This is a genomic window from Rudaea sp. (genome assembly GCF_047601565.1).
In the GTDB taxonomy this organism is placed as follows: Bacteria; Pseudomonadota; Gammaproteobacteria; order Xanthomonadales; family Rhodanobacteraceae; genus Rudaea.
Genome location: NZ_JASGIY010000001.1, coordinates 1,503,244 through 1,521,443 on the forward strand (window position 1 = coordinate 1,503,244; position 18,200 = coordinate 1,521,443).

General features: G+C 65.0%; 17 protein-coding genes and 1 pseudogene. 7 read left to right on the plus strand and 11 right to left on the minus strand.

The genetic code is table 11. The features are described from left to right. Positions 1-22: 22 nt before the first annotated feature. From QM741_RS06440 to QM741_RS06480, 9 genes are all read right to left on the minus strand, one after another. Entirely contained in the window at positions 23-547 is a 525-nt protein-coding gene (locus QM741_RS06440; RefSeq protein ID WP_415206900.1) for a flavin reductase family protein, read from the minus strand. Next, the gene (locus QM741_RS06445; protein WP_415206901.1) at positions 540-1,250 is read right to left on the minus strand and encodes an alpha/beta hydrolase; all 711 of its coding nucleotides are present in this window, start codon (positions 1,248-1,250) and stop codon (positions 540-542) included. The genes QM741_RS06440 and QM741_RS06445 overlap by 8 nt, the downstream gene beginning before the upstream one ends. After that, positions 1,247-3,028, minus strand: coding sequence for a serine aminopeptidase domain-containing protein (locus tag QM741_RS06450; protein WP_415206902.1), 1,782 nt, complete (start codon positions 3,026-3,028; stop codon positions 1,247-1,249). Before QM741_RS06450 ends, QM741_RS06445 begins: the two co-directional genes overlap by 4 nt. Further along, the gene (locus QM741_RS06455; protein WP_415206903.1) at positions 3,025-5,505 is read right to left on the minus strand and encodes a glycosyl hydrolase 2 galactose-binding domain-containing protein; all 2,481 of its coding nucleotides are present in this window, start codon (positions 5,503-5,505) and stop codon (positions 3,025-3,027) included. Before QM741_RS06455 ends, QM741_RS06450 begins: the two co-directional genes overlap by 4 nt. Next, positions 5,502-5,753 carry an acyl carrier protein gene (locus tag QM741_RS06460; RefSeq protein WP_415206904.1) on the minus strand — a complete coding sequence of 84 codons (252 nt, stop codon included), beginning with the start codon at positions 5,751-5,753 and terminating at the stop codon, positions 5,502-5,504. Before QM741_RS06460 ends, QM741_RS06455 begins: the two co-directional genes overlap by 4 nt. Then, positions 5,746-6,126: a holo-ACP synthase gene (gene acpS, locus QM741_RS06465; protein ID WP_415206905.1), complete on the minus strand. Its 381-nt coding sequence runs from the start codon at positions 6,124-6,126 to the stop codon at positions 5,746-5,748. The genes QM741_RS06460 and acpS overlap by 8 nt, the downstream gene beginning before the upstream one ends. 7 nt (positions 6,127-6,133) lie before the next feature. Then, positions 6,134-7,093 (minus strand): DUF1839 family protein, encoded by a 960-nt coding sequence (locus QM741_RS06470; RefSeq protein ID WP_415206906.1) that lies wholly within the window; start codon positions 7,091-7,093, stop codon positions 6,134-6,136. Positions 7,094-7,100: 7 nt separating this feature from the next. Further along, complete coding sequence (locus tag QM741_RS06475; protein WP_415206907.1) at positions 7,101-8,015, minus strand: amino acid--[acyl-carrier-protein] ligase; 915 nt, start codon at positions 8,013-8,015, stop codon at positions 7,101-7,103. Positions 8,016-8,108: 93 nt separating this feature from the next. Continuing rightward, positions 8,109-9,296, minus strand: coding sequence for an acyl-CoA dehydrogenase family protein (locus QM741_RS06480; RefSeq protein ID WP_415206908.1), 1,188 nt, complete (start codon positions 9,294-9,296; stop codon positions 8,109-8,111). Between the two features lie 215 nt (positions 9,297-9,511). Between QM741_RS06480 and QM741_RS06485 the strand changes: the two genes are divergently transcribed. Then, a complete protein-coding gene (locus QM741_RS06485) occupies positions 9,512-10,666 on the plus strand; it encodes an acyltransferase family protein (RefSeq protein WP_415206909.1) in 1,155 nt (384 codons plus the stop codon). Positions 10,667-10,954: 288 nt separating this feature from the next. On the opposite strand, the pseudogene QM741_RS06490 reads toward QM741_RS06485, so the two are convergent. After that, positions 10,955-11,944 (minus strand): annotated as a pseudogene (locus QM741_RS06490) (GNAT family N-acetyltransferase); the annotation flags it as partial. A gap of 677 nt (positions 11,945-12,621) precedes the next feature. On the opposite strand from QM741_RS06490, the gene QM741_RS06495 reads away from it, so the two are divergent. From QM741_RS06495 to QM741_RS06505, 3 genes are all read left to right on the plus strand, one after another. After that, positions 12,622-13,554 carry a polysaccharide deacetylase family protein gene (locus tag QM741_RS06495; protein ID WP_415206910.1) on the plus strand — a complete coding sequence of 311 codons (933 nt, stop codon included), beginning with the start codon at positions 12,622-12,624 and terminating at the stop codon, positions 13,552-13,554. A gap of 296 nt (positions 13,555-13,850) precedes the next feature. Beyond that, entirely contained in the window at positions 13,851-14,633 is a 783-nt protein-coding gene (locus QM741_RS06500) for a lipopolysaccharide biosynthesis protein (RefSeq protein ID WP_415206911.1), read from the plus strand. 15 nt (positions 14,634-14,648) lie between these two features. Continuing rightward, positions 14,649-15,080, plus strand: coding sequence for a polysaccharide biosynthesis C-terminal domain-containing protein (locus tag QM741_RS06505; protein WP_415209084.1), 432 nt, complete (start codon positions 14,649-14,651; stop codon positions 15,078-15,080). 103 nt (positions 15,081-15,183) lie between these two features. Here the strand turns inward: QM741_RS06505 and QM741_RS06510 are convergent, their stop codons facing one another. After that, complete coding sequence (locus tag QM741_RS06510; protein ID WP_415206912.1) at positions 15,184-15,378, minus strand: hypothetical protein; 195 nt, start codon at positions 15,376-15,378, stop codon at positions 15,184-15,186. A 126-nt stretch (positions 15,379-15,504) separates the two neighbouring features. Between QM741_RS06510 and QM741_RS06515 the strand changes: the two genes are divergently transcribed. The 3 genes from QM741_RS06515 (at position 15,505) to QM741_RS06525 (ending at position 18,108) form a co-directional block, all read left to right on the plus strand. After that, a complete protein-coding gene (locus QM741_RS06515; RefSeq protein WP_415206913.1) occupies positions 15,505-16,998 on the plus strand; it encodes an oligosaccharide flippase family protein in 1,494 nt (497 codons plus the stop codon). A 106-nt stretch (positions 16,999-17,104) separates the two neighbouring features. Further along, the gene (locus QM741_RS06520; protein ID WP_415206914.1) at positions 17,105-17,257 is read left to right on the plus strand and encodes a hypothetical protein; all 153 of its coding nucleotides are present in this window, start codon (positions 17,105-17,107) and stop codon (positions 17,255-17,257) included. Further along, complete coding sequence (locus tag QM741_RS06525) at positions 17,254-18,108, plus strand: hypothetical protein (RefSeq protein ID WP_415206915.1); 855 nt, start codon at positions 17,254-17,256, stop codon at positions 18,106-18,108. Before QM741_RS06520 ends, QM741_RS06525 begins: the two co-directional genes overlap by 4 nt. Positions 18,109-18,200: the final 92 nt, after the last annotated feature.

Consider the following 18,200-nt stretch of genomic DNA (forward strand, 5'->3'; position numbering starts at 1 on the left):
CGGCAGTGATCGCGCACGCCGACTACCAACCGTCTACCGCATTCCACTGCGTCACCGGTTCATGGGCGTGGATCTGCTTGTATTTGCCGCTGAAGAAAATCAGCGGTCGGGCCTCGACGCCGTGCCAGAGGTGTTCGACCGCGCCGATGTAGAGCAGATGATCGCCGGCGGGATGGATGTCGACGACGCGCGCGACCACGTGCGCCAGGCTGCCGTCGATCCGCGGCGTGCCGAAATGGTCCACGAACGCGACGTCCACCGCCCCGTCCGGGCGCTTTGCGAAGTACGGGGCGAGCCGTTCCTGCGCTTCGGCCAGCATGTTCACGCCGTAGCAGTCGCCGACGCGCACGTGCCCCACGAAACTCGATGCCCGACGCACCGAAATCAGGACCAGCGGCGGGTCGAGCGACACCGAGAGAAACGCGTTGACCGTCATGCCGGCGGGCTCGTTTCCGCGCAGGAAACTCACCACGGTGACGCCGGTGGCGAACCTTCCCATGACGCTGCGAAACATTGCCGAGTCGAAACCGGTGGCATGGTCAGGCATGGTCGTTCCCTTCTGCAATGGCGATCGGCCGATCCCGATGGGACACATCCATTGCGCGAAGAAATCGGCGCAACGCACGCCAGACCACGAGCGGAATTTCGTGTCCTCCCCCGAACGGCACCCAGGTCACCTGCGCGGCTCCCGCGAGTGCGGCATCGCGCAGGCGCTCTCCGGCGGCAAAGGCCAACTCGTCGTCGTCGTGGCCGTGGGCGACGAGGAGGGGCAGACCGTCGAGTCTCGACAACAGCGGCGTCCATTCGGCAAACGCGATGCGCGAGGACGAAAGCAACGCCAATGCATCCGCGCGGCCGCCATGGAGCACGTAGTCCATGGCAAGCATGCCGCCCTGGGAAAAACCGACGAGTACCAGACGCCGCCCTTGGCCGACCGCCGCACAGAATCGCGCCAACAGTCCCCGCGCGTCGATGCGGCCGGGCGGATCGAGCAGGTGCAGATCGCGCGCTCCGTTTTCGCGCAGACGCATCTCGGCGTCGACCGGCCACCAGCTGTAGCCGCGCGGTGGCAGCGCAAGCGGCGCGTCGGGAAACACGAACCAGGCGTCGCCGCCCAGCGAATGCGCGAACGGCGCGAGGTCGGCGGCCTGCATTCCGCGCCCGTGCAGGACGACGACGACGAGCGCGGCCGCCGGATCGCCGACCGCGATCGCCGCCAACCCGCCGGCCTCGATGCGCGATTGGATCACCGCAGCGCCTCGACGATCGCATCGAGCAACAGCGGCTGCGACCAGCGCGGGGTAAAAGTGTGGCCGGCGCCGTCGATCGTGCGGATCGTGAGCTTGCCGTCGCCGGCGAGCCGCCGCACGACGCTGCCGGCTTCGTCGGCGAGCAGAGCCACGCCGGGGTCGCCGCCTGCGAAAATGAACTCCATCGCGACGCCGCGCCGCGCGAGCGCGAGCAGCTCGCTGCCGAGATCCTCGTGCAGCGGAACGCCGAGGTGGCGCAGTACGTCCCTGCCACGCCCCGCCACGGCGGCAAGCAGTCGCCGGGCGACCATTTGCACCGCCCGTCCGACGTCGACTTCGCCACGCAGCAATTTTTTCCACGACGCGCCGCTGCGCAGTGACCGCTTGTACCGCGCCGCCTCGGCGGCGATGCGAAACGCAGCGAAATCGAGCGGCATGCCGGGCTTGTAATGGAACGTCAATGGATTGATGGCGATGATCCGGTCCACGGGCTGTCCGGCCAACGCCGCCTTGAACGCATGATAGGCGCCCGAGCACAGCCCGGCGAGGACAACCTGCTCGACGCCGGCCCGGCGCACCCACGCCACCGCGTCGGCGACGTCGCCGACGGCGTGCTCGCCGTAGACGACGTGTTCCTGCGCACCCTCGCGCGCGCGGCTGTCGCCGAGTCCGGACTGATCCAGGCGCAGCACCAAGTCGCCCTGCGCGGCGAGACGCCGCGCCAGCGTCACGTACAGGCGATTCGGGCCGATGTGCGCGATCGCGCCGGCGTTGAGCAGGATGACCGCGCGACGCGGAATGGCGGCCACCGGTCGCGTCAGGATCGCATTCAGGCAAGCATCGATCGCGACGCATTCCTCGGTCACCGTTCCCTCGCGCGCGAGTATTTCGTTCGCGGCGCGCAGGGCGGGCGGCGCCGGAGGCGGCGCCGTCGTCGTCGGCGCCGCAGCGGCGAGAAAGTCCGCGGCGGCGGCGACGATCTCGCGCGGCACTTTGGCGTTCTGCGCATCGAGCACCATTTCGACATAGCCGGGCAAGCGGCGCTGCTCGACCTGTGCGCCGAGCGCGCGCAGATGCGCGGCCCAGGCATCGTTGCCCGGCAAGTCGTCGCGGTCGAGCAGCAGCACGGCCGGAGCAGCCGGGCGCACCGCACGGGTCAAGTCGATGCGGCCGATGTCGGCGCGCGTCTGTTCCGTCAGCGCGAATCCGACCAGTTCCTGCACGGATTCGTCGCGCACCGTACCCGCCGGCGGCGCCGCCAGATCCAGTGCCAGCTGCAAGGCGCGGCCCTCCCGCAGCCAGGCCTTGCCGCTCGCCGGCGCCGCGATCGCGACCAACCCGGCGATGTCGTCCCTGCGTTCGGCCGCGAGCGCGGCCAGCAGCGCGCCGAGGCGGATGCCGGCCAGCACGATGCGATCGGCACCGGCGCCGCGCATCAGATCGCAGGCGTCGGCGATGCTCGCAAGCCATGCTTCGAGGCGGTCGGGATCCAGATCGTCGCCCGCGCTGTCGCTCCAACCGTCCGGATCGAAGCGCAACGCGACCGCGCCGCGCCGCGCCGCGACTTCCGCGAGGTGGCGCACGCTGCGATAGGCACAAATGCCCTCGTAGCCGAACGGCGGCACGATGACGAGACCGACACCCGCGGCGAGCGCCGCGGGCCGATGCAGCCATCCGAACCGCGGTCGCGACGGCGGCCCGAAAAATCCGCCCTGTGCATCCGGCGGGGACGCAGCGGCGCGGTCGATGACCGGATCGGCGGAGTGCGCGGCGTTCATGCGCTTTGAAAGCGGATGCTGCGTTTGGCGTTGAGTGCCGTGACGGTGCCGGCGAAGCGGCCCGGCCGCGATGGCGCCGTCGCGCTCAACGCCACGGTGCGCGACTGTCCGGGCGCCAGATGAAACCCGTTGTCTTCGGCGACGAAACCGCGCGCTTCGATCATGACCGATTGCGCGAAGCTGCGCGTGGCGACGACGAGCAGATACCGATCGGGCGATTGCGCCGTCGACTGCGCCGTCGCGGAGAGACCGACGTCGAACGCGCGCGGCAGCAGCTGTCCGGCGGGAAACCAGAACGTCTCGGCGACCGACGCGCCGGCAACCCTCAGCCTCGCATGGATCACGTCCGCGAGCGGCGGCCCGAAGCGGTAGGCCCAGGACAGGTCGAGGAACCCGTCGAACAAATCGGTGGCGGCCAGCTCGATCGTGCCGTGCGCAGACACGCGGACGTCGGTCGCGCCGCGGCCTGCGGAAATGTCGCCACCGCGGTACAGGTCCAGTTCGACGCGCGCATCGAGCGGCGCCGGCGCCTCGTTGAAGACGTGCACGGCCAGCCCGTTGACGCCTTCGTCGCTGATCGCGACCGCGACCGGCGCCAGCGCGCGCCGCAATGCGTACCAGCACGGCTTGGGTGTGCCGTGCGCATCGACCACGCCCCAGCCGGCACCGGGCCACAGGTCGCGCAGAAACCAGACCAGGGCGCCGCCGGTCGACGAGCGCGCCCGCCGCCACTCGGCGAACGTCTGCGCCATCACCTCCCCGCTCGTGGTGCGACCGAAGGCGAGGTAGCGCTCGTGATCGCTGACGCGCAGTTCGTTCGGATCGACGCCGAACAGACGGCGCACGTAATGGTCGCGTACGTCGTCGAAGTCCCAGCCGGCGCCGAGGTCGCGCGGCGAGCGCGCTTTCCACGCGGCGTGGTGCACGCGCAACGCGGCGCCGCCCGGCAGACCGGCGTCGAACGGGATGTTGGCGAAGGCGAGGCATTCCGAGGCGAAGCGCACCTCGGCGCGGCGCGCATCCTCGAGCGGGCGCAGATACGCGCCGACACCGTAGTACGAGGCCGGCCCCGCGTTTGCCGCGTGCGGAAACGCGCCGCCGCAGGTGCTCGACGGCACGTACGGGACGCCGAGCGCCTGCGCGCGCGCCGCCAGCACGTCGTGGAACAGCGCGGGCGACCAGCGCTCGCGCGGCGCGCCGCTCATCGCCGCCTGCTGGCCGACTTCGCTGTTGCCGCAAAGCACCGCCAGGCTCGGCCGCGCCCGCCAGCGCGCAAGTTGCTGATCGGCCTCGGCGCGCACCGCGGCGATGAAATCTTCGTCGTCCGGATAATCCATGTTCGCGAACATGAAATCCTGCCAGAGCAGGATGCCGCACTCGTCGAGCGCATCGTGGAAGGCGTCGTCCTCGTAGACCATCGTGCCGCCGACGCGCAGCATGTTCATGCCGGCCTCGCGCGCCTGCGCGACCGCCGCGCGGTACGCATCGGGCGTCGCGCCGAGCGCGACGATGTCGAGCGGGGTCCAGCACGCGCCGCGGCAAAACACCGGTACGCCGTTCACGCGCAGGCGAAAGTCGGCGCCGCTGCCGCGATCGAGTTCGATGCGGCGAAACCCGGTACGACCGAGTTCGATGCGCAGCTCGCGATCGCCCGTCGCGGCGGCGATCGCCACGGCGTACAACGCCGGCTCGCCATGCGTGTGCGGCCACCACAATGCGGGGTTCGCGATGCCGACATTGCCGCGCCAGCGTCCTTCGCGCAACGTCAGCGGCGCCTCGTGGCGTTCGCCGTCGCGTTCGACGAGAAGGACGGCGCGCACGATGCGTGCATCGAGTGTCGCCGCCATGGCGACTTCGCCGAGGTCGTGCGTTGCCGACAGGGTGGCATCGACATCGACTGCGCCGACGTGCAGCGCGCGGTATTCGATCCATACCGGGCGCCACGGTCCCACCGGCGGGCACGGCGGCGACCAGCCGGGCGTGCGGCCGAGCAGGGTCGTGCGGATCCAGCGCAACTGTTGCTGTTCGAGCATCGGCACGCGCCAGCGCGGGCGCGGGCGCTTGATCGCGAGTTCCGGGGTCAGCGCGCGACAGCGGATCACCAGTTCGTGCTCGCGCTCGAATTCGACCGGCACTTCGTGGCCGACGAACATGTTGTCGCTGGCGAGAATCTTCTCGCCGTCGAGCCAGACCTCGGCCAGCGTCGCGAGACCGTCGAAGCCGAGCACCCCCGCGCCGGTCGGCGCGACGAAACGCAGGCGCCACCAGAAATCCTCGTCGTCGAAGCGGCGCGTCTGGTTCCAGTCCCAGCGCTGCGCCGCGCGCAGCGCCGCGGCGGCGGTACTCGGCACCGACGCCGCAAGCCAGTCGAGGCCATCGATCTGCCCGGGCGTTGTTCCCGGCGGCGCGGCCGCGACCTGCCAGCCCTCGCTGAGCGCGATGCGCCGCACAGCGTCGGCGCATCGGGGGCGGTTCATTGCGCGGCCGCGGTCAACTCGTCGACCGCGCTCGTGATCGAGGCGATGCTTTCGAACACGCTGCGCTTGAGCATGTGGTCGGGGAATTCGATGTCGAACTCGCCCTCGAGCGCCAGCATGACGTTGACCGAGGCATGCGAAGTCATCCCAGCCTGGTACAGGTCCATGTCGTCGGCAAGGCTGTCGACGTCCTTGGCGAGCCGGCCATGCTCCTTGAGGATGGTCCGGACCTTGTTTCCGTTACTCATAGGCGATTACCACTGCAGTTGCCTGATCCCCGTCATGGCTCATCGACAGCGCAAGCTGCGATGCGCCCGCCGCGGCGCGTGCGGCTCCATACAATACCAGATGGCAGGCGCCGCTTGCGCTGCGCTGCACCTCGATGTCGCGCCAGCCGACGCCGTCGAGGTCCAAGGCTTTCTTCGCCGCCTCTTTCGCCGCAAAGCGCACGGCCAGACGCTCGTCGGCATTGCCCGGCGCGGAGTACGCGTAGGCGATTTCGCCCTCGGTATAGACGCGGTGCAGAAAACGCTCGCCGAATCGTTCGATCGATTCGGCAATGCGACTGGTCCTGACCAGGTCGATGCCAACGCGAATGCGCGGTGCGGCCGTTTCCAGCATAAGCAATCTATACAGTTTTCTGCAGCGCGGATGATGCGAGCTGCCACTGCGCGGCCCATTCTTCGAACACAGGCGCCGCGTCGAACGCGCGCTTCGCGTTGACCGCGCGCGCGGCCTTCAGGATGAACGCCTTGGCCCCGGTCGAAATGCGCTCATACGCCTCGGCCGCTGTGTCGTACCGGTCCATATCGAGCCAGCGCAGGTAGAGCGCGGCCAGTTCCGCCGCGGAACCGAGCTGGCGTACCGTGGCGAACGCCCAGGCGTGGTAGTAGGCGAGACCGCGCTCTTGCAGAAGCGGCAGGTCGCGCTGGAAACGCTGCGCGAACCGCTCGACCGGATTGTCGCGCGGCTGGCGCGCGAGATGGCGCGCGAGCAGCGCACGCGACTGCCGCACGAGATCGGCGCGCGGCTGGCGCTCGATGCGGTCTACGCGCACCAGTTCGGCGAACAGCGGCATGAAGGCCGGATCGGGTGCGCGGTCGAGGTTGAACGTGCGCGCGAAATCCTCGCCCTCGAGCGCGAAATATCCCGCGTTGTGGAAATAGCCGAGCCGGCGCGCATCGATGTCCAGCTCGTTGAGCACGATCGTCGACTTGGTGTGCTGGCTGCGATAGTCGGTGCCGTGCGTGTCGGGCAGCCACCAGGCATCGGCCTCGGTCGAGATCAGCTTGCCGGCGCCCAGGTGTTCGGCGGCGTGTTCGATCAGCGGCCGCCAGCAGTTGAGTTCCTGCACGTCGATGCCGTACAGGTCGCGCAGCTCGTCGTGCGGAGGCTTGTAGAAGGTCCATTGGTCGCCCTCGAAATCGATCGCGAGGACGAACGCAAGCATCGCCAGCGGTTCGCAGCCGAACGCATGGACCAGCTCGATCCAGATGTCGACGTAGCAGTTCTTTTCGACCCAGACCCGCTCGTCGGCATGCAGCATGTGGCGTGCGTAGTTCGCCGCGTCGAGCTGCAGCACGTTCACGACGACCTCAGGGCCAAAGCTTTGCGCGCACCGCGGCCGGCCACGCGCCCGGATCGAATCCGTGGGTCTGGAACAAGGCCATGACCAGGCGTTCGAGACCGAAGCCGAGGCAGGCCGTGTTGGCGACCTTGCCGTCCTCGGTGCGGATGTCGAACGCCTCGCCGAAGTGCTCCTGATGGTAGTTGAAGGAGCAGACCGCGGTCGGCTTCTCCTTCGAGATTACCGGCACGAGCACTTCGAACTTGAGCTGTTGCTCGCGCTGGGAAACGGCGAGCATCTTGCCGCCCTTGCCGAAGAACGGATCGGAAGCGATTTCGGCCTGTGCCGGCAACCCCAGCGATTCGAGCAAGGCGACGCCGCGCTTGAGCCACATGTCGCGCCACTCGACCACCTGCTCGGGCGTGCCGCAACGCACGAACTCGCGCACGCGGAACGATTGCATGCGCGTCGGTTCGGGCGAGGGCTCGTTGCGGAACACCCAGTTGAACATCGTCACGAGGCGGCCTTCTCTCGGCACCGTGCCGCTGAAGCTCGGATAGACCGGATAGCAGGCCGCGGGATTGAGCACCACATCGGTCATGCTCTCGTACTTTTCCCACGATTCGCCCGCATGGATCGCCTCGCTGAGCTGGCGGGCGGTCAGCTCCTTGCCCTTGAAGCTGAAGACGGTGCCGGCGAGGTTCGGAAAACTGTCCATGTAGTCCGACTTTTCCAGCACCTTGCGGTCGATCGTCGGCGGGAAGACGAAGTATTCGGCGCCGTCGTCCCTGGCGAGGTCGGTGACAAGGGCGTTGAACCGCTCGAGCACGTCCTCGAACACGCGGTTGCGGCCGAAGATGCCCTGCACGCCGACAGGGACGATCAACCCGTGCTTGACCAGACCTTCATGGAATTTGGCGGCATCGTATTCGGTCGCGGACATGATTGGAACCTATCTCAAAATCGACACGTACGAGAAATATCGCCTCATTCCGGCTTTCGTCGGAATGACGGGCAAATGTATACATTGCGCATGCTAGATATCCTTTAGGACGAGAAGCATCGAGGCGCTCTTTCCGGCAATGCGCTCGTTCGAGATCATCAGCGCGGCCGACAGCACGTCGCGATAATGGCGCCCGATACTGAGCGGCGAGTCGTTTTTGTAACCCAGGATGCCGATGATCTGCAGCGCCTCGTGGCACAGCCGCGGCGCCATCTCCGAACTGGTCATCTTGAGCTGGTTCATCTTGAGCGCCCAGGCCATGCCGCCGAGTTCCTCGCGTGCCGCACGGTCATCCGCGGCAGTCATCGCATCGAATTCGTTCGCGCAGGCCTGCCAGTTATTCCGCATCGCCTGCAACTCGGCGTTCGCGCGCGCTAGATGCGTCGCGTTCGCGGGCACGGTGCCCGGATTGCGCCGCGCCGCGCCGCGCACGAACTCGGCGGCGCGTCCGATCGCGTCCGCGGCGATGCCGGACCACAGCGCGGACCAGAGGATGTGCGAATACGGCACCATGGTCTGCGCGGACGAATCGGCGAACGAACCCGGCAGGATCTGCTCGGCGCGGCCGCGGCCGCTGAATTTGGCGCCTGGGCTGCAAGTACCGCGCATGCCGAGCGTATCCCACGTGGTTGTCTGCGTCAGCGAATACTGCCCCGCCTCGAACAGCACCAGCACCTGATCGCTGGCCGAGGCGTCCGCAGCGCGGCGGCAGGTGACGAGCTGCGCATCGGCGTGCGCGCCGTAGGACACCGTCGTCGCGTCCTTGTCGAGCGACATCGCATCGCCGTCCACCGCGACCGCGCAGATGCTCGAACGCGTGTCGCCGAACGTGCCGTTCTCGGACGTGATCGAGGCGATCAGCTGCTGCTTTTCCACGAGGTTCTCGCGCAAGTAGCGCGCGAAGTACGGCGAGTTTTTGCCGTGTCTTGCGATGCAGGCCACCTGGATGTGATGCATCGCCAGCACCATGCCCGACGATCCGCAACCCTGCGCGAGCGCGGCGCATTGCGCGCCGAGTTCGCGCATGCCCGCGCCGGCGCCGCCGAATTCGCGCGGCACGGCCGCGGAGAGCAGGCCGGCCGCCTTGAGCGCCGTGATCGTCTCCGTCGGAAAGCGGCTTTTCGCATCGACGTCGACGGCATGCCGGGCTGCGACTTCGGTGGCGATCGCCGACGTTTTCGCGACCAGTTCGCTGGGCCTGACGTTGGGCGATACGGTCATGCGAATTTGCTCCCCTGGTTTGCAGGCGACTGTTCGTCGCCTCGCAACATATATGATACCCGGATTGTTCGCTGCGGATGGATTCCAAACCGGGACACTACCGACCTATCTCTTTTCCCGCCAAGCTGATCGATCCGCCGAATCGTCCTTGGGCAGTCCGTCCGGATGGTTACTTGTATTGATACTGATCGGAAATCGGCGCCACGGATCAACACATGATCGCTCGCAATGGCAGTTTCCGACCCGCAGGCTCCACCGCACCGAGCCGCAATCCCGAACTCGATGGCCTTCGCGGTGTCGCCATCGTGACGGTCGTCCTCCACAACGCATGGTGGATAGGAGAATGGGGACACCTTCTCGTCGAGGAGGTCGTCTCGACGGCGTTGGCGGGAGGTTGGGTTGGCGTGCAGTTGTTCTTTGTGCTCTCCGGATTCCTGATCACGCGCATTCTGCTCGACGACCGCGCCGGGCCACACCCGTTCAAGACGTTCTGGCTGCGCCGTGCGCTGCGCATCTTCCCGCTGTACTACCTTCTGCTGATCGGCGCGCTGGTGCTCAGCCTCGTGATCGGCGGCGCGTGGGGTGCAGGCTTTCAGCGCAACCAGTGGTGGCTCTGGTTCTACCTTTCCAACTGGGCCGAACCACTGGGCTTTGGCGTTTATGGCCTGCCGCACCTGTGGTCGCTCGCGGTGGAGGAGCAGTTCTATCTGCTCTGGCCGCTGCTTGCCTTGCGCCTGACCGAGCGCACGCTGGCCATCGTCTGCACCACCATCGTGGCGATCACTCCGTTGCTGCGATTCACCCTGCGGTCGACCGCATTGCCTGCCGGCGCTGCATATTCGTTCACCATCGCACGCTGGGACGCCCTCGCGCTCGGTGCGCTCATCGCCATCCTGGTGCGCTGGCCCGCATGGCGTACGCGACTGGCGCATGCTGCGCCGCCCGTGGCGGTGGCCGCCATGGGTGCCGTCATCGTCATCGCATTGTTCGAACATGGCTTCGACGGGGGCGACCGCTGGGTCCAGGTCATCGGTCAAACGGCCATCTCGTTCGCGTCCGGCGCCATTATCCTCGTCGCGCTGTACGGCGCGGCGGCAACGGAGCCTCTGCGGCAATTGCTCCGCAGCCGATGGCTGCGCTGGTTCGGCTCACGCAGTTACGCGATCTACCTTGTGCATGCGCCCATCCACTACGCCCTGGCTAGTCATTATCGCGACTGGATCAACGGCCCGGACGATGGGCTGCGTGAAGTGCGGCTGTTCGTCTACGCGCTCGGGCTGCTTGCGGTCTCGTCGGCGATTGCGGAAGTGACGTGGCACATGATCGAGCAACCTATCCTTCGGCTGAAGGAACATGTTGCGCGTCGGTAGAACGCGATGAGCTGCAGATGCCAAGCCGTGCCGTTGGTACGGGTCCTCCACCCAGTCTACTTCACGCCGGAATGGATTGTGGACTTGCAAATCCATGCCACTCGAGATCGAGGAGGTTTGCGAGGCAGCCGTTTCCGTAGGCTTGTTCAATTTGACTTTGAAATGGCGCTTGAGCGCTGGCAGCCAGCGCCGGCGCAGCGCATAGACGAATGCACCGAAGCGCATCTTCAACACTTGCACGAACACGGTCTCGCGCTTGCCGGTGGCCAGTTCGTCCTTGTAGCGGTGCTCGCCGCGCAGAAAATCCAGCACGGCATGGCCCTCGCCGATGGCGTGCTCGATGATGTAGCCGAGCAGTACCTGGCCCGGCTTCAGGTCCGCATAGTCGGGATCGAAGCCGCTCTGCATCAAGTAAACCGTGTTGCGGAAGCGGTAGAAGTAGAACATCGCCACGATCTTGCCGCCGATTTCAAGGCAGTACAGGCGCAACCGGGCGCGCGCGAAGCACGCCGCCATCACGGCGCGGTGAAACGCCACGTACTCGGGCGAGGAAAACCCATGCTTCTCTCCGGACGCCGTCCAGCGTTTGCGGTGCAGGTATATGAGCCGATCGATGCCCGCATCAAGCGTGGCCGCATCGTCCCAGGCGAAGAAACGCGTATCGGGATGCGCGGCGAGGAGTTTCTTGCGGATGTTGCGCACGCGATAGCGGCGGTCGCGGTGCAGCGAGGCGAGCCAGTCGTCCCAACTCGCCGGCAGCCGCAGAAAGGCGATGCGTTCGCTGCAACCGCGGCGGCACGCCCGGCGCGACTTCCGTGCAACGGCCTCGATCGCCGTGGTGAACGCGCAGTCGGGGTTCATGTCGCTGAGCGCGAGCACGTCCCATCCGGCGAGCCCCATCACGGCCTCGGCGAATGCATGCGCGACTTCGCTTTCGCGGCCGCGCATCAGTACGGGGCCGAGGTCGTCCGGACAGGTGTCGCCGCCGACGCCGATAAAACGCAACTTGCGCACCGGCCAGCCGAGCATGCGCACGGATTCGACATACAGCGGCAGGATGCCGACGAGCGCGTCGCCGTCGCATGCGAGCAGCAGCCGAAGTTGCCGGCCGCGTCCGTAAGTGCGCCACCACAGGTGCTGCCAGTCAAAACTGCTGAATATGCTTGCCGACTGCGCATCGGCGTGCAAACGCTCCCAGCACTCGCCAATCTCGGCGAACGCGTCGCCGGATTCGACTGTGCATACGTGGATCGCGCTGTTCGGAACCAATCTCGTCATGCCTTTTCTTCCCCATTTCCACGCTGGCGCCTGCGCGATGCGCGCCTGCGATCACGCAGCAGCACGCCGCTGCCGAACGGCAGTGCCGCGATCACGAGCGGCTTGAACAGCCCCGGTTGCCGCGGCTGGTATCGGAGTGACTTGAGGTAGTGCGAAACCGCCAGCGTCGATTCACCACGTTCGAGCCGTACGACGCGATCCGGGCATGCGCTTGCGCCGGATCATGCATTCGGACAGATCGATCTGGCGCCCCGGTCGTCTTTCACGTCCAACAAGCCACAAATGGCAACCATGGCCGCGCGCTGACTGGCATGCGGAACGAATCCGCTTGTGTCCCCGTGCCCCGACATGTTCAATCCCCATCGAACAAAAAGGTTCAGATCTTCGGCAACTGGAATTCTACTGGCGTACAGTGCTGCGCGGCAGCATGTCTGGAAAACCGCTCATCTGACTGTAGAGACAGGTCATCTGTATTGCAACTTGCGTTCGTTGCAGGAAATTCCGTGAATTTTCTGAAAAGACATCGCGCAGCGCTGCCGCGACCGCTTTTTTGCCAACCGAGGCAGGATGCCCACTCTGCACGGTTCGGGTTGAGAGCATAACCGCCACGCGGGATAATGCGCCATGGCAGGCGCGGCCCGCATGGCCGAACGACCTGCTGGGGAGGGGACCGAAGCATGCCCAACGCACTCGCCGCCATCATACGACGCATCCGCACTTCGCTCTATCGCACGGGCATTACGCCCGCGATCACGCGGCTGCGCGGGCACAACTGCATTCTGATGTTGCACGGCATCGACGCGCAGGAAATCGCCGCCGATGTGTTCGAGGAAATGGTCGTGCACCTCAAGCGGCATTTCCGGCTGCTCAGCCTTGCCGCGCTCGTTGCCGAACTGGATGAGCCATCGGCCGTCACGCGGCCGGCGGTGGTGCTGACCTTCGACGATGGCCTTGCCAACAACGCGACGGTCGCCTATCCGATCCTCGAACGGCATGCGGTGCCGGCGGCGTTTTTCGTCTGCCCCGGCCTGATCGACGCAGGCAGCTGGCTGTGGACGCACGAGATGCGCGCCCGGCTGGAGACGCTCGACGAATCCGCGCGCCGCGCACTTGCGACGCATGCGCCGGCATGGAGCGGCGATGCCATCGTCCAGCATCTGAAAACGCTGTCGCCGGCCGCGCGTGCGCAAGGCATCGAGGCGATCCGCGCGGCGACGCCGTCATTCACGCCGTCGGCCAAGCAGCGGCAGGCCAGCGACCTGGTGAGCTGGCCGCAACTCGCCGCGCTCGATCCGGCGCTGGTCACGATCGGTTCGCACTCGTTGAGCCACGACATCATGATCGGCATGGACGACGCGCAACTGGAGCGCGAAGTCGTGGGCAGCAAGGCGCGCATCGAGGTGATGCTCGGTCGCCCGGTCGAGTATTTCTGCTACCCGAACGGCGATTTCGACGCGGCTGCGGACGCACGCGTGCGCGCGACCTACGCCGGCGCACTCAGCGCCCGCGTCGGCATGGTGCCGTCGCGGTCGCCCGACCGCCACGCGCTGCCGCGCCTGGCGGTTCCCTACGACGTGTCTTCCCTCGCGCTGCGGATGGCGCTCGCTTGAGCGCGTCTGCGCACATCCGTCCGCGCGACGTTTCGGCGGAGCGAGCTTGAGCTCGCTGTTCCGGCATGCCTCCACCTATGCGATCGGCACCACGCTGGTCACGTTCCCGAGCCTGGTGTCGTTTCCGATCCTGATGCGCCTCTTGTCGGTGGCCGACTACGGCCTGCTGAACACGGCGACGCTGGCGCTGGCGCCGCTGGTCGCGATCGGCAAGCTCGGCATGCAGCGCGCGACCGTGCGCTTCTATCACGACGGGGGAAACGGCGGCACGGCTGCCTTCGACGCAGATCCTCGGCATGGCCATGGTCGGCGCATTGACCATGCTGGGGTGGATGCTGATTGTCGCGTTGCTTCCGGACAGCGCGCTCGCCCATCCGCGTCTGAGGGGCCTGCTGCTGTTGACCGCGTGCCTGGTGCTGATTCGTGTTCTCGACAGCGCCTTCTCGAACCTGCTTTACGCCAAGGAACGCAGCGCATTCATTTCGGTTTACGGGGTGGTCAAGCGCTATTTGACCCTCGTGCCGACCATCGGCGTCCTGCTCGCATTGGCGCGCAGCGCCGAGGGCGTGTTCGCCGCGACGATTGCAGCGGAAGTCGTTTCGCTGCTCTGGATCGGCTCGGTCGTCGTCAAGGACAACCCGATCTACCCGGCGAGATTCTCGCACGACCTGTTCGTGCGCATGGTCGTGTACGGTGTGCCGATGGTCGGTGTCGAGGTGGCCGGGGCGATACTGGGGCCCGGCGACCGCTACGTTATCCAGCAACTGCACGGCGTCAAGGCGGTTGGCGTCTACTCGGCGTCCTACAACCTGTGCGAATATATCAAGGGTTCGACCATGGCTGCGCTCAGCACGGCGGTCGCGCCGATGTACATGCGCGTGTGGGAACGCGAAGGGCGCGTGGCGACCGAACGATTCCTCGGCCGCTTCGCGCGCAGCTATATCGCGTTCTCGTTCCTCATCGCGGCGCTGGTCACCGCGAATGCGACGGACATGGTCATGGTCCTGGCGTCGGCGCGCTACATCGAGGGCACCACCATCGTGCCCTGGGTGATCGGCGGCATGGCGCTGGACAGCTAGGACAGCTACGTTTCGATCGCCGCGGCCGGGCTGTTCCTGAAGAAGCGCACCGGCGCGATCTTCGCCTACGTCGCGATTGCGGCAGTCGTCAACATCGCGTTGAACTATCTGTTGATCCCGCGGTTCGGCGTTTCCGGCTCGGCGATCGCGACCCTGCTTTCGTTCGCGGTGCTGCTCGTGATCGCGATGCTGATCGGCCGCTCGGAACTGACGATTCCGTTTCCGCTCCTCGCACTGGTCGTCTCCGTTTTCGCATTCGGTGCGAGCTGCGTGCTGGCCGCGCACGTGACGAGCGGATCGCCGTGGCTCGACCTGTTCCTGCATACTGCGGTCGTGCTCGTCGTCTACCCCGTCATCGCGCTCGGACTCGACCCGCGCCTGCGCCGGAGCGCGCGGGAGATGGCGCAGATCGCGCTCGGGCGCTGGCGGCAGTGGCGCGGCGGCTGATGCGCATGGCGGATGAATTGCCCCGGACAACTTTTCCGGTCACAAGGCAGCGCCGCAGCGGATTGCTATCCGGCGTGATTTCGGCCGACCGCTCCGGCATTGTTCAGCGTTCGTATCCGATGATTGCCGGCGGCGGACGACGACGGGGATCGACCGAACGGCAAATGTATTTCTCCCGCGGCGCTTGGGGTGCGCCGGCAGCCTTGTGAAGAAGTAGTACGGCAAAAAGCGCCGCATGCCGACGCGCCTGTCCATTTTTCAGGTCCACTTCGTTTTCCGTATGATGGAAGTTTGCCAATTCACCGATCCGGGCGCAAACTCATGACCAAGATGGACCCGAGCGCGTCCCTCCGCGCGACATCGGCATTGCCGGCAGGGTTGGCCGATTCGGCGATGTTCCGCCGCTTCATGCGATCCGTGCGTCATGGCTGACGAGCGGCGTCCCGGCGTTGCCACGCACTCCGTCCGGTTCCTTACCGGCAACGTGCTCGGCATGATCGTTGGCTTCGTTTCATTTCCGATCATGACCCGCCTTCTCGATACGAAGGAATACGGCATCTTCGGCGTGTACGACGTTTGGCTCGCCGCCCTAGTCGCGATTTTCAAGTTCGGCGCGCAACACGCCATACTGCGTTTCTATCCCCACACAGGCGGCGAAAAAGCGTTCGAGCGGTACGGCACCAGTGTAATCGCGGCCCCGTTCCTGACCGCATGCATCTGCTGGCTGCTGGCGCTGGGCATCCACTTCGTCATCGTCCAGCTGGCGTTGCCCGAATCCGTCGGCATCGGTTGGCTCATGCTTGCGTTGCTGCCGCCGACCATCTGGATCAGTTACGCGAATTCGTACCTCCTCGCCATCGATCGGTCCGATCTTTTGGTGTGCGTTACAGTCGGACAGCGTTTGTTCGAGGCCGGTGCCGTGTTGGCTCTGGTCTATTTTGTCAGTCGCAGTGCGATCAGCGTCTACGGTGGTCGTCTTCTGGTGACGGTCGGGTTGGCGTCGATACTGGGCGTGTGGATGCTGCGGCGCCTGCATGTTTCGCGGCGAAATTTCAAAGGCGTTCTGTACCGACAGTCGCTTGCTTACGGATTGCCGCTGTCGGCGAACGAGATATCGGGGCTACTGCTCGCCTTCATCGACCGCATCATGCTGCTGCATATCCTCGGCAACTTCGCCGCGGTAGGCGTGTACACGATCGGCTATGGCTTGGCGATGAATACGAGTTACCTGCTCAACAACGCCATGAACATCGCCTATTCGCAAGTCAGTATCCGCGAATTCGAAATGTATGGCGCCGCCGCCGTCGTGCGAACCAAGCGCGCGTTGCTGCACGTCTTCGTGTACGTCATCGTTGTAATCATCGTTGGCCTTGTCTGCGTGGGCAAGGACGCGCTGCTGCTGCTGGCGGGGGACAAGAATGCCGCATCGGCGCCGGTTTTCATCGTTGTCGGTATCACCTACGTACTCGACAGCATCCTTGGCATCTGCGGCTCGGGGCTGCTGTTGCACAAGCGCTCGTCAACCGTGTTTGCCCTCACCTTGACGTTCCTGCTGTTCAACGTCCTGCTGAACTGGTTCTGGATCCCGCTCTTTGGCTCGATGGGCGCAGCCTATGCCACGCTGGTCTGCTACGTGGGTTTGCGGCTCGTCTCCTATTTCTTCTGTCCGGCGGAACTTCGCGCGTTGCCGGATTTCCGCAGCACCTCCACGGCTGTCGTTCTGGGTGCGCTGCTGTGGGTGCTCGCAACGTACACGCGGCTGTTCGACCTGACCTCGCATCTGGCACGCCTGGGCTGCATGGCGGTCATGATCCTCGTCGTTTACGTTGGCCTTGCTCTACTTCTGGATCGACAATTGCGCCAATCCGTGTTCGACTACTTGCACGGTCTGCGACTCTCGAATACCGGGGTCGGTTGAATCCACGCTGTACTGGTCGCGCGACATCTTTCGGGAAAATCCAAGCAATTCCTTGCAACGAACGCAACCCGAAGTACAGGGAACCTGTTTTCGAATCGGTACAATCATGAACGAACCCAAGGCAATTTCGATGAGCGGCGGCGCGGGCCTTGCCGAAGCCATAGTCGGCGCCGCACTCGTCGTGGGCGAAACGCCGTTGGCGGAGCGATTACTGCAGCATAACGCCCGGATATTTACCGAGAAATGGAGATGCCGATGAGAACGCTTGATGCAATGGAAATTTCCCAAAAAGGAAAAGGAAACTGGGCCATTTTCAATGTTCCCTTGGAAACCGTACATGCGGCGGCAGCCGAATGGGAGCAAGCTTTGGCTGGGGTATCTCGTCCATGGTTGTGCTGGAACGTTAGTGACCGCTGGTGCATGCTGCAACAACGTCTGGTCCAGGAGGTTGGCTGGACGCCGGTTGTCGGTTTCGATCCCCGATCAGGGCCGCCGACCGTTTTGCCCGGTTCGATTCTCATAGATTTCAATGCGCATTTTGGCTTTGAAGTCATGTTCCCGCTTTTTCCCATGGAATTTGCTTTTTTGTTTGCGGAGCGTCTCGGATTTTGGCATTCCGATCTTCTTTGCAGGCTTGACGTCATGCACAAACTTGCCGAAATCTTTGAATCCTTGCCCGACGGATCTGCTTGTGCCGTCCACGATTTGGGCGGTAGACGGAATCTGCTGAACTTCCGCAAGCACAGATACTGGGAGCTGGTGGGGTGTACCACCAAATCGGCAAGCAGGTCCCAATTTGAACATGGGGCCGGATGGTGGCGCTATTTCGACCATCACCCCAATTGCCCAGATGAAAAGGAACGCCGGCGTCGCGCAAGGTATTATTACGACCACGGCGTGGGGGTCATGTACTGGAAGCGAAAGTATGGCGGTAAAATGGTCGGTATCTCGGAAAAATGGGTAGCGGAAGGTCATTGTACGTCGATAAACAACAAATCATACAAGCCGGTAAATCTTTCCGGAGTTACCCTGAAGGGGGCCGAGATAGATATCAATTTCAATATTGAAGAAGTTGCGAAGCATCTTGGCATTGGCCATTTGCTGACCTGATCAGATTTCAATTCCACCATAATTGCGTAAATCAGAAAGCGCACATGTGCGTTTGAAGCGCACGTACCTGGAATTTCCCTCTTCCTTATGGC